The following is a 9,960-nucleotide window of genomic DNA, read 5'->3' as shown; positions in this document are numbered from 1 at the left end:
TGCCCCTGACCTGCGCCGCCCGGGGTCCCCGCCCGCGGCGGTCTGACGGCGGCGCAGGTCAGGGGCACCGACGGGCTGTCCCAGGCCCCGGGGACCAGTTGGTCCGGGGCGCAGAGCTGGCCGGAGGCGGCGGGCATGGCCCCGCTGGGCTGACGCGCCCCGCCCGCGGGACGCACCGCACACGGGACGCGTCGGGGTGCCGCGAAGGCACCCCGACGCACTCCGGGTCCCCGCTCGCTCAGACCGGGTCGGGCCGCCACTGCCGGCAGGCGTTGTCCGGCCAGGTCCACTGCCGTACGTCGGCCGCGTCCGCGGTGGAGCAGTCGGCGGCGTCGGCGGCCGCGGTGGCGAGCCCGGCGAGGGTGGCGGACCTGCGGAGGGTGATGACGTCGGTCCAGGACGTGCTGACCAGGTAGTAGTCGCCGCCGTGGCGGACGATCCAGGGGTCGGCACCCTTCTGCGCCTTGACGGGGTTGCCGAACGAGGCCGCCTGTGCGGAGGACTGCCCGAGGGTGAGGGCGAGCAGCGGCGCGGCCGGCAGGGTCAGTAGGCGACGGGCCATCCGCTGCTCCAGTTCAGGAGGTTGATGCCGAGCTTGGGGGTGCCGTTGTCGTCGGCGTCGTAGTAGTGGTAGACGATCAGGTCGCCGTCGACGTCGCTCATGATCGACTGTCCGCCGGGGCCGACGACGCTGCCGTGCGACTCCAGCACGGGCGTCCCGCCGTTGCTCATCATCGCGACGCCGTTCCTGTCCCGGTACGGTCCGGTGACGGCGGTGGCGCGCCCGACCTTCACCTTGTAGGTGGAGCCGGTGCCGGCGCAGCAGGTGTCGTAGGACGCGAAGAGGTAGTAGGAGCCGTTCCGTTTGACGACGAAGGGCGCCTCGACGGCCTTGGTCCCGGTGGGCCGGGAGGCGAGGGAGTAGCGGGTGGTGTGGGAGGAGAGCTGCTTCCCGCTGGACGGGTCGATCCGGATCATCTTGATCCCGGTCCACCAGCTGCCGAAGGAGAGCCACCAGGTGCCGTCGTCGTCGACGAAGAGGTGGGGGTCGATGGCGTTGTAGTCGCTGGAGGAGCCGGACGTGTAGACGGTGCCCTGGTCGCTCCAGCTGCCCGGTCGCCCGGTGCTGGAGGTGGCGAGCCCGATGGCGGAGGTGTTGGAGCCGAACTTCGAGACGGAGTAGTACATCAGGTACCTGCCGCCGTGGTACGAGATGTCGGGCGCCCACGCCTCCGGCACGGAGGAGTAGGTCCGCCACCAGCCCGGGCGCGAGGAGAAGGCGTCCGCCCCGGCGCTGAAGGCGGTGCGGTCGTTCGACGTCTTGCTGCTGATGCCGCCGCCGGTCGCGTAGAGCAGGTACTGCCCGGAGGACGTCCGGATCATCGAGGGGTCGTGCGTGACAACGGACCCGGTGACGCGTCCCGGGTGGGGGTAGGCCGACGCGGTGGTCGGCACGAGGGCGAGGAGGGCGGCGGTGGGGAGGGCGAGCAGGGCGGTACGTCGGCGGAAGGAGCTGCGGCGCATACGGGTCTCCTTGCGGTGGGGGCCGGAGTCTGTCCGGAATACCGGACGACGATCGCAAGTTCGAACGGGACCGTAGAATCGAACCGCGTGCGCGTCAATGACCCGCGCGGCTCCGATCGACGCCCCTCTCCGCGCGGACGGTCTTCGCGCGGATGCTCTCCCACGGACGCTCTCCTCGTGGACGGTCTCCCCACGGACGCTCTCCCCGTGGACGGTCTTCGCGTGGACGGTCTTCGCCGGCGGTTTCTCCCGACTCCCGTCCGCGGGCGGGTCGCGTGCGAGGATGGCGCCCGTGACCGGATCGCCTCTCCCGCCTGTCGCCGGGGGCACGCCCCGCGGCCCGGGTCCCCGTGCCGCGGCCGTGCTGGTGTTCGGGTCCTCGGCCGCGGTCCTGGTGGTCGAGATCGTGGCCCTGCGGCTGCTGGCCCCCTACCTCGGCCTCACCCTCGAGACCAGCACCACGGTGATCGGCATCGCCCTGACCGCGATCGCCTTCGGCTCGTGGCTGGGCGGGCGCGTCGCCGACCGGGTCGATCCGCGCCGGCTCATAGGCCCCGCGCTCGGGCTGTCGGGAGTGGTCGTGGCGCTCACCCCCGCCGTGCTGCGCACCACCGCGGAGTGGGCACCGGCGATGCTCCTGCTGATCGCGTCGCTGACCATCCTCGTGCCGGGCGCGCTGCTCTCCGCGGTGACGCCGATCGTCACCAAGCTGCGTCTCACCAGCCTCGCCGAGACCGGAACGGTCGTCGGCCGGCTGTCCGGCGTCGGCACCGTCGGCGCCATCGCCGGCACCGTCCTCACCGGGTTCGTCCTCGTGTCGCGGCTACCGGTCAGCGGCATCCTGATCGGCCTCGGGGCGCTGCTGGTGGCCGGTTCGGCGCTGGTCGAGTGGCGGACGCGCCGGTGGAGCGGCACTCCCGCCCTCGCGCTCGTGGTCGTCGCCGGCGGCCTCGCCACCACGGTCGCGCCCGGTGGCTGCGACGCGGAGACCAGGTACCACTGCGCACGGGTCGTCGCGGACCCCGACCGGGACAGCGGCCGCACACTCGTCCTGGACGGCCTGCGGCACTCCTACGTCGACCTGGACGACCCGACCTTCCTGGAGTTCACGTACGTGCGCGCCCTCGCGGCGGTGGTGGATGCCGCCTTCCCCGGGGGCGAGCCGCTCGCCGCCCACCACCTGGGCGGCGGCGGACTGACCTTTCCCCGCTACCTCGCGGCCACCCGGCCCGGGACGCGCAGCCTCGTCTCCGAGATCGACGGCGGGGTCGTGCGCATCGACCGCGACCGGCTCGGCCTGGCACCGGAAGCCGGCATCGACGTGCGCGTCGAGGACGGCAGGCTCGGCCTGCGGCGGATGGACGCCGGCAGCCGCGACCTCGTCGTCGGTGACGCCTTCGGGGGCGTCAGCGTGCCGTGGCACCTCACCACGGTGGAGGCGATGACCGACGTACGGCGGGTGCTCCGCGAGGACGGCCTGTACGTCGCCAACCTCATCGATCACGGTGGCCTGGCCTTCGCGCGGGCCGAAGCGGCCACCCTCGGCGAGACCTTCGCGCACGTCGCCCTCGCCGGCGACCCCGCCGACCTCGGCCTCGATCCGTCCGCCGCCCCCGAGGGCGGCAATCTGGTGCTGCTCGCCTCCGGCCGGCCGGTCGACCTGCGCGCGGCCCAGGAAGCGCTGGACGCCCGGCGGACCGGCTGGAGGATCGTCACCGGTGACGACCTCACCTCCTGGATCGGCGATGCCCGACCGCTCACCGACGACCACGCCCCCGTCGACCAGCTCCTCCAGCCCCGGAGCTCACGGAGCGGCCGGTGAGCCGTTCCCCCCGGAGCCGTACGGCCCGACGCGGCGGTGCCGCCTCCGGGTGGTGAGCCCCACCGGCCCCGGCCCGGGCGCGACGCGGGGCCGCGGAGCGGTCGTGGCCGGTGCTCCCGCTCCCCGTGACGACTCCGGAGCGGAGAAGAGCCCGGTACTGCGGGCATGAATGCGGGGCGGCACCGGAAACGGATCCGGCGCCACCCCGAGCATTCAGGTAAGGCGTGTTCCTCGCTCTACCAGCGGTACCACCGGCCTCGGCCTCCACCTGTGTTGGTGGAGCGCATGACGAAGCCGAGCAGCCACACGGCCAGCACGATCACCGCCACGATCCACAGTGCCTTCATCGCGAATCCGGCACCGAAAAGAACGAGGGCCAGCAGGAGTACAAGAAGCAGGGGAACCATAGTTATCAACCTCCGAGAAAGCGGATGCCCCGGAGTTCCCCCGGCACGCGTGCCGTCTTGATGTTTCTTTTATGTCGGTGCGGGAAAACGCGTGCCCCGCCCGCGCGGCCCCCGTGCCGCGCGTCCCGCGCTTCGCACGGATGGCCCCGCCCGGGATGCGCGGCCGCCGGGAGCACCAAAACTGACCGTATGGCAGAACCACGTCGCCCGGATGCCGGGAGCCCCCGCGCGGCCCCCGCACGCCGCACGGGAGCCGCGCGGGGGCCCGAGCAGGCGGCCCGTGCCGCCCTCCGGAGCCTGGAGGGGCTGATCGACCACCCCGCGGAGGGCGTGTCCGCCGTCCGGCGTTCCGACGACGGCTGGTGCGTGGTGGTGGACGTCCTGGAGGTTCCGCGGATCCCCGACACCACGAGCCTCCTGGCCTCGTACGAGGTGCAACTCGACCGGGCCGGTGAGCTCCTGGAGTACCGCCGGGTCCGCCGCTACCGCCGGGGTACGGCCGACGAGTGACCCGTGTCCGCGCCCTCCGCTGGAAGGAACCTCCATGACCGCCACCACCTACTACTCCGACGAAGTAGTGGCCTGCCCGCCCCGCGCCGGCACGCTGTACGACGTACTGGAACTGATCCTCGACCGCGGCATGGTCATCGACGTGTTCCTCCGGGTCTCCCTGGTCGGGATCGAGATCCTCAAGGTCGACGCGCGCATCGTCGTCGCGAGCGTGGACACCTATCTGCGGTTCGCGGAGGCGTGCAACCGGCTGGACCTGGAGCGCGATTCGCGCAGCACCACGGTCCCCGAACTGTTCGGCGGCGGGGCGGCCAGGGCCGTCGGCAAGCGCAAGGTGCGCAGGGCCGCCGACGCCGTGGGCGAGACCGTGCGCAAAGCGGTGGGCGGCGACGAGGAGCCCGAGGACCAGGACGACGACGAGGTCGGGACCGAGACCGAGGCCGAGGACGAGCAGCGGGAACGCCCGAAGAAGCGGCGCGCCCCCGCACGCAAGAGCGGCCGACGCCGCGTGGAGGCATGACCGTGGCGGCCGGCGGTGTGTACGTCTACGCGATGGTGCGCGCGGGAACGGTGCTCCCCGAGGGGCTCTGCGGCGTGGGATCCCCTCCCGCCCCGGTGCGGACGATCGGACGGGGCCCGCTCCGCGCGGTCGTCAGCGACGCGCCGCCCGGACTGCGCGCGCGGCGCCGTGACCTGCTGGCGCACCAGGAACTCCTGATGCGCCTGGCCGACGAGGGACCGGTGCTGCCCATGCGGTTCGGCATGGTCGCGTCGGACGAGGAAACGGTCCTCGCGCGGTCGGCCGCCGACGGGTCCCGGCACGCCGCCGCTCTGGAACGGCTGGCCGGCCGCTTCGAGATCAACGTCAAGGCGCTCCCGGCACAGAACGCGCTGGCGGCCCTCGTCGCCGAGGAGAAGGACGTACGGCAACTCCGTGAGGCCGTACGCCGGCGGCCCGGCTACGAGGCCAGTGTCCGGCTGGGCGAGGCCGTCACCACCGCGCTCGCCCGCAGAGCGGCGGTGGCGGGGCAGCGCCTGGTGCGTGACCTCACGCCCGGGGCGCGCGCCGTGGCAGCGGGTCCCGTCGTCCCGGGCTGTGCGCTCAACACGTCCTTCCTCGTCGACCGCGGCGACACCGGTGCCTTCCTCGCCAGGGCCCGGGCCTTCGCGGACGCTCATCGGGAACAGGTGGAACTCCGGCTCGCCGGCCCGCTCCCCTGCTACAGCTTCGTCCCGTCCGCGGGCCGTCCCGTACCCGTGGGCGGGGTGTGACATGGGACTGATCACCGGCCTGCTCACACTGCCCGTCGCACCGGTCCGGGGCGTGATCTGGGTGGCGGAGAAGCTCCACGACGCCGCCGAACGCGAACTGCACGACCCCGCCGTGCTGCGGGCGCAGCTGGCGGTGCTCAACCAGGAGTTCGAGGCGGGCGACATCACCTCGGACGAGTTCGAACGAGAAGAAGAACGGCTGCTCGACCGACTGCACGCCGTGCGGGTCGGTCCGGCACACGGCGATCACGAGCGAAGGTGACGTGCTGATGGAAGACCAGTCCAAGGCTGCCCTCGGGGCCGCGGTGGTCGGTGGTTATCTGCTGGGCCGGACCAGGAAGGGGCGGCTGGCCCTCACCGTCGCCACCTACCTGGCCGGCCGACGGTTCGGGCTGGCGCCCCGCCAGCTCGCCGCGGAGGGAATCCGCCGGCTCGGCGAGGTGCCCCAGTTCGCCCAGCTCCAGGACCAGCTCCGGGGCGAGGTCCTCGAGGCGGGCCGCAAGGCCATGAGCGCCACCGCCAACCGCAGTCTGAGCTCGCTGGCCGACACGCTCAGCGACCGCACGGCCCGTCTCACCAACCCTCTGCGGAGCAAGGACGAAGACGAGGGCGAAGACGTGGAGGACGAGTACGAGGACGAGGGCGAGGAGGCGCCGGACGACGAAGGCGTGGAGTACGGGGACGACGAGTACGAGGACGAGGAGGAGCCGGGCCCGGAGGACGAAGAGGAGGAAGAGGAGGAAGAGGAGGAGGAGGAGGAGCCCGGCCCGGAGGAAGAGGAGGTCCCCGAGCGGAAGCCGGAGAAGCGGCCGTCGGGAAGGAAGACCCCGGCGAAGAAGTCCGCCCCGGCCGGGAAGAAAGCGGCCGGGAAGAAAGCTCCGGCCGAGAAGGCGCCCGCCAAGAAGTCCGCTCCGGCCAAGAAGACGGCGTCCAAGAAGTCCGCTCCGGCCAAGAAGACCGCGGCCAAGAAGACATCTCCCGCGAAGAAGGCGGCGGCAAGCACGTCGTCGTCGGCGAAGGGGACCGCATCCAAGCGCACGAAGCGTCGGAGGTAGCCAGTCATGGCCAAGACGAAGAACACAGAACCCGAGGCGGAAGAGTCCGGGCTGAGCAGGCTCCGGGGAGAGCTGTCCGGCTTCCTCGGCGCGCAGGCGGGGAAGTTCGCCGAGAAGGCGGGAGACAAGCTGACCGGCGTCACGAACCGGCTGACCGACGTCGCGGAGAACGGCGGGTCCCTGCCCAAGATCGGCTCACGCGTCCTCCAGGGTGATTCACCGGTGAAGGCGTTCGTCTCGGAGAAGGCCAAGGGCGCCAAGGACAGTGTCGTGGACAAGGTCAAAGGGGCCTTCGGCGGTGGAAAGCGCAAGCGCAAATCGGGCGGCGGCAAGCTCATGAACATCATCGAGGTGCTCGATGTGGGAGTGCCTCTGCGGACCGCTTACGACCACTGGACCCAGTACGACCAGTTCAGCGGTTTCACCAAGGGCGTTCAGGACGTCTCGATGGAGGACGAGGCGACCAGCAACTGGAAGGTCAAGATCGGGCCGTCCTCGCGCAGCTTCAAGGCGACGGTCCAGGAGCAGGTGCCCGACGACCGCATCGTGTGGACGTCGGAAGGCGCCAAGGGCACCACGCGCGGTGCGGTGAGCTTCCACGAACTGGCTCCGTCCCTCACCCGCATCGTCCTGGTCCTCGAGTACTACCCCTCCGGGTTCTTCGAGAAGACGGGCAACCTCTGGCGCGCCCAGGGGCGTCGCGTTCGGCTGGACTTCAAGCACTTCCAGCGGTACGTCACGCTCACCAACGACGAGCCCGAGGCCTGGCGTGGCGAGATCCGCGACGGAGAAGTCGTCAAGTCCCACGAAGAGGCCATGGAGGAGGAGGAAGCAAGAGGAGAGGACCAGGACGGCTGGGAGGACGAGGAGGAGGGCGAGGAGGAAGAGGCCGAGGGCGAGGAGGGCGAGGACGAGGACGAGGAGGGCGAGCGACCGGCGGGCGAGGCCGAGGCCGAGGACGAGGAAGAGGACGAGGACGGCGAGTACGAGGACGAAGAGGAGGAGCCCGGGCCGGAGGAAGAGGAGGAGGAAGAGGAAGAGGAGGAGGAGCCCGCCGGGCGGCGCTCCCGGAGGGCCCGTCGTGACTGACCTCGGCTTCCGGTACGACACGGGCCACCCCGTCCCCGGGCCCCCGAACACCAACCTCGCCGACATCCTCGAACGCGTCCTCGACAAGGGCATCGTGATCGCCGGCGACATCAAGATCGACCTTCTCGACATCGAGTTGCTGACCATCCGGCTGCGTCTCTTCGTGGCCTCCGTGGACACGGCGAAGAAGGCCGGCATCGACTGGTGGGAGACCGATCCGGCGCTCAGCTCCCGCGCGGCACGAAGCGCCCTGCAGGAGGAGAACCGCGAACTGCGCACCCGCCTGGAGGCACTCGAGTCCGGGTTCCGGGACACGGTCTCGGCCGATGCGTGAGTCGGGGAGGGAGTCAGGCATGACGGAGGACGGCCCCGAAGCCCCGGGAACGACCGCCCTCTACGTGTACGCGGTCTGCCGCGCCGACGGCGGCCCGGTTCTCGACGGGGTGTCCGGGGTCGCCCGGGACGAGCCCTTGCGGACGCTTCCGCTCGGCTCCCTCACCGCGATCGTGCAGACCGTCCGGGCCGCCGAGTTCACGGACGAGGCCTGGCAGGAGCGTCTGACGGACGAGCCCGAACTCGAACGGTACGCGCGGGCCCACCACGAGGTCGTCTCGGTGGTCGCCGCCCAGGCACCCACGGTGCCCCTGCCCCTGGCGACGCTGTACACCGCGGAGGACAGGGCCAGGCTCGTGCTGGGGAACGAGTCGGCGCGCTTCCACACCGCCCTGGAACGCATCGCGCACCATGCCGAATGGGGCGTGAAGGTCTACGCGGCCGGCTCCCCGGGCGAGGACGACGGCGGGACGGCCCGGCGGCCGGGCACGCCGGGCACGCCGGAGGGCCGGGACCGGCCGGCTCCGGGAGCGGGCCGGGCGTACCTGGAACGCCGGCGGACCCTGCGGGCGCGGCGCGAGCGGCGGCGGGAGGACTCCCTGCGCGTCGCCGAGACCGTGGACACGCAGGTGTGCCGTCTCGCCAAGGCGTCCCGCCGGCTCCGGCCGCACGGACCGGGGACGGCCGACGGCCACCGCCCCCAGGTCCTGAACGCCACCTACCTGGTCGCCGATCACCGGTCGGCCGAACTGGAGGTGGTGGTGAAGGACTTGCGGGAACGCACCGGTGCCGAGATCGAACTCTCGGGCCCGTGGGTGCCCTACTCCTTCGTGGGCGAGGTGTGAGGGATGACGTACGACGCGGTTCCGTGGGACAGTCCGGGCGCCCTGAGCGGCCCCGTCGGGGTGCCGTTGGTCGACCTCCTGGACCGGGTCCTGGCGACCGGGGCCGTCGTGAGCGGGGACCTGGTCATCGCGATCGCCGATGTTCCACTCGTCCGGGTGTCGTTGCACGCCCTGCTGTCGTCGGTCGGTGAACGCGTACCGGCCCCCTGGGCCGACAGCGGGCCGCTGTGACGGCCTCACGGGTCGACCTGGACTCCGAGCAGATGGGGCGCGATCTGGTCGCCCTGGTCCTCACCGTGGTGGAGCTCCTGCGCCAGCTGATGGAACGGCAGGCCCTGCGGCGCATCGACCAGGGGGACCTCACCGACGGTCAGGTCGACGAGATCGGCACCACGCTGATGCTGCTCGACCAGCGCATGACGGAGCTCTGTGAGCAGCACGGCGTGCGCCCGGAGGACCTCAACCTCGATCTGGGACCGCTCGGCACCCTGCTGCCCCGGGACTGACCGGCCCCGGGAGGGGGCGCCGGGGCGGGTGGAGCGGTGGCCCGCCGTCCGCTCACCCGAATGGCGGTGGACCGGTTTCCGGCGCACAGTGGAATGAGGGCGCGGGGCACCGGATGCCCGTGGACGGCAGCCCTCCGGATCCTGCCCGCGGCCCTTCCCCGACGGCTCTGTGCGAGGAACCCATGGCGACGAACGACACTCTGAGCGGCACTTCCCTGGGCACGGGCGGCACCACGGGGGAAACCCGTGGGACGACCGTCATCGCGGACACCGTGGTCTCCACGATCGCGGGCATAGCCGTGCGGGAGACCGAGGGGATCCACTCCCTGGGCGGGGGCGCCTCCCGCGCTCTGGGCGCGGTCAAGGAGAAGGTCTCCCGCTCCAGTGATCCCGGCCGCGGCGTGAAGGTGGAGGTGGGCGAGAAGCAGACCGCCGTCGACGTCGACGTCGTGGTGGAGTACGGCGTCGAGATCCTGGAGGTCGCGCGGGAGGTCCGCTCCCGGGTCACGGACGCGGTCGAGACGATGACCGGACTGGAGGTCGTCGAGATCAACATCAAGGTGCTCGACGTCCATGTCCCGGGAGCGGACCTCCCGC

At 71.9% G+C, this 9,960-nt stretch carries 15 protein-coding genes; 12 read left to right on the top strand and 3 right to left on the bottom strand.

What is annotated here, in order from left to right:
* Positions 1 to 238: 238 nt before the first annotated feature.
* Together AOK18_RS18760 and AOK18_RS18755 are read right to left on the bottom strand one after the other, a co-directional pair.
* A complete protein-coding gene (locus AOK18_RS18760; protein ID WP_055695122.1) occupies positions 239 to 562 on the bottom strand; it encodes a family 43 glycosylhydrolase in 324 nt (107 codons plus the stop codon).
* The gene (locus AOK18_RS18755) at positions 544 to 1,524 is read right to left on the bottom strand and encodes an arabinan endo-1,5-alpha-L-arabinosidase (RefSeq protein ID WP_055572684.1); all 981 of its coding nucleotides are present in this window, start codon (positions 1,522 to 1,524) and stop codon (positions 544 to 546) included. Before AOK18_RS18755 ends, AOK18_RS18760 begins: the two co-directional genes overlap by 19 nt.
* 283 nt (positions 1,525 to 1,807) lie before the next feature.
* Between AOK18_RS18755 and AOK18_RS18750 the strand changes: the two genes are divergently transcribed.
* Entirely contained in the window at positions 1,808 to 3,346 is a 1,539-nt protein-coding gene (locus AOK18_RS18750; protein WP_055695121.1) for a fused MFS/spermidine synthase, read from the top strand.
* Between the two features lie 236 nt (positions 3,347 to 3,582).
* On the opposite strand, the gene AOK18_RS18745 is transcribed toward AOK18_RS18750, so the two are convergent.
* Positions 3,583 to 3,753, bottom strand: a complete 171-nt coding sequence (locus AOK18_RS18745; protein WP_055572682.1) for a hypothetical protein — start codon at positions 3,751 to 3,753, stop codon at positions 3,583 to 3,585.
* Positions 3,754 to 3,942: 189 nt separating this feature from the next.
* On the opposite strand from AOK18_RS18745, the gene AOK18_RS18740 reads away from it, so the two are divergent.
* From AOK18_RS18740 to AOK18_RS18690, 11 genes are all read left to right on the top strand, one after another.
* Complete coding sequence (locus AOK18_RS18740) at positions 3,943 to 4,263, top strand: gas vesicle protein GvpO (protein ID WP_055572681.1); 321 nt, start codon at positions 3,943 to 3,945, stop codon at positions 4,261 to 4,263.
* 34 nt (positions 4,264 to 4,297) lie between these two features.
* Positions 4,298 to 4,783, top strand: coding sequence for a gas vesicle protein GvpJ (gene gvpJ / locus AOK18_RS18735; protein ID WP_055572680.1), 486 nt, complete (start codon positions 4,298 to 4,300; stop codon positions 4,781 to 4,783).
* 2 nt (positions 4,784 to 4,785) lie between these two features.
* Positions 4,786 to 5,535 carry a GvpL/GvpF family gas vesicle protein gene (locus tag AOK18_RS18730; RefSeq protein WP_055695125.1) on the top strand — a complete coding sequence of 250 codons (750 nt, stop codon included), beginning with the start codon at positions 4,786 to 4,788 and terminating at the stop codon, positions 5,533 to 5,535.
* A gap of 1 nt (position 5,536) precedes the next feature.
* Positions 5,537 to 5,797, top strand: coding sequence for a gas vesicle protein GvpG (locus tag AOK18_RS18725; RefSeq protein ID WP_055572679.1), 261 nt, complete (start codon positions 5,537 to 5,539; stop codon positions 5,795 to 5,797).
* A gap of 7 nt (positions 5,798 to 5,804) precedes the next feature.
* Positions 5,805 to 6,590, top strand: a complete 786-nt coding sequence (locus AOK18_RS33075; protein ID WP_055695124.1) for a hypothetical protein — start codon at positions 5,805 to 5,807, stop codon at positions 6,588 to 6,590.
* Positions 6,591 to 6,596: 6 nt separating this feature from the next.
* A complete protein-coding gene (locus AOK18_RS18715; RefSeq protein ID WP_055695120.1) occupies positions 6,597 to 7,679 on the top strand; it encodes an SRPBCC family protein in 1,083 nt (360 codons plus the stop codon).
* Positions 7,672 to 8,013, top strand: a complete 342-nt coding sequence (locus tag AOK18_RS18710) for a gas vesicle protein (RefSeq protein WP_055572677.1) — start codon at positions 7,672 to 7,674, stop codon at positions 8,011 to 8,013. Before AOK18_RS18715 ends, AOK18_RS18710 begins: the two co-directional genes overlap by 8 nt.
* A gap of 19 nt (positions 8,014 to 8,032) precedes the next feature.
* Positions 8,033 to 8,857, top strand: coding sequence for a GvpL/GvpF family gas vesicle protein (locus tag AOK18_RS18705; protein ID WP_055695119.1), 825 nt, complete (start codon positions 8,033 to 8,035; stop codon positions 8,855 to 8,857).
* Between the two features lie 3 nt (positions 8,858 to 8,860).
* Positions 8,861 to 9,088, top strand: a complete 228-nt coding sequence (locus AOK18_RS18700; RefSeq protein ID WP_055695118.1) for a gas vesicle protein — start codon at positions 8,861 to 8,863, stop codon at positions 9,086 to 9,088.
* Entirely contained in the window at positions 9,085 to 9,363 is a 279-nt protein-coding gene (locus AOK18_RS18695) for a gas vesicle protein K (RefSeq protein WP_055572674.1), read from the top strand. Before AOK18_RS18700 ends, AOK18_RS18695 begins: the two co-directional genes overlap by 4 nt.
* Positions 9,364 to 9,545: 182 nt before the next feature.
* Positions 9,546 to 9,960, top strand: a 415-nt coding sequence (locus AOK18_RS18690; RefSeq protein WP_055695123.1) for an Asp23/Gls24 family envelope stress response protein, incomplete at its 3' end; no start/stop codon positions are given.

The sequence above is a fragment of the Streptomyces prasinopilosus genome (assembly GCF_001419695.1).
Lineage (GTDB): Bacteria > Actinomycetota > Actinomycetes > Streptomycetales > Streptomycetaceae > Streptomyces > Streptomyces prasinopilosus.
This window is presented reverse-complemented; position numbering and strand designations above follow the sequence as displayed.

Coding starts and splice junctions, on each gene's coding strand:
- AOK18_RS18750 (WP_055695121.1), top strand. CDS start 1,808: ATGGCGCCCGTGACCGGATCGCCTCTCCCGCCTGTCGCCGGGGGCACG.
- AOK18_RS18715 (WP_055695120.1), top strand. CDS start 6,597: ATGGCCAAGACGAAGAACACAGAACCCGAGGCGGAAGAGTCCGGGCTG.
- AOK18_RS33075 (WP_055695124.1), top strand. CDS start 5,805: ATGGAAGACCAGTCCAAGGCTGCCCTCGGGGCCGCGGTGGTCGGTGGT.
- AOK18_RS18740 (WP_055572681.1), top strand. CDS start 3,943: ATGGCAGAACCACGTCGCCCGGATGCCGGGAGCCCCCGCGCGGCCCCC.
- AOK18_RS18745 (WP_055572682.1), bottom strand. CDS start 3,753: ATGGTTCCCCTGCTTCTTGTACTCCTGCTGGCCCTCGTTCTTTTCGGT.
- AOK18_RS18700 (WP_055695118.1), top strand. CDS start 8,861: ATGACGTACGACGCGGTTCCGTGGGACAGTCCGGGCGCCCTGAGCGGC.
- gvpJ (WP_055572680.1), top strand. CDS start 4,298: ATGACCGCCACCACCTACTACTCCGACGAAGTAGTGGCCTGCCCGCCC.
- AOK18_RS18760 (WP_055695122.1), bottom strand. CDS start 562: ATGGCCCGTCGCCTACTGACCCTGCCGGCCGCGCCGCTGCTCGCCCTC.
- AOK18_RS18725 (WP_055572679.1), top strand. CDS start 5,537: ATGGGACTGATCACCGGCCTGCTCACACTGCCCGTCGCACCGGTCCGG.
- AOK18_RS18755 (WP_055572684.1), bottom strand. CDS start 1,524: ATGCGCCGCAGCTCCTTCCGCCGACGTACCGCCCTGCTCGCCCTCCCC.
- AOK18_RS18705 (WP_055695119.1), top strand. CDS start 8,033: ATGACGGAGGACGGCCCCGAAGCCCCGGGAACGACCGCCCTCTACGTG.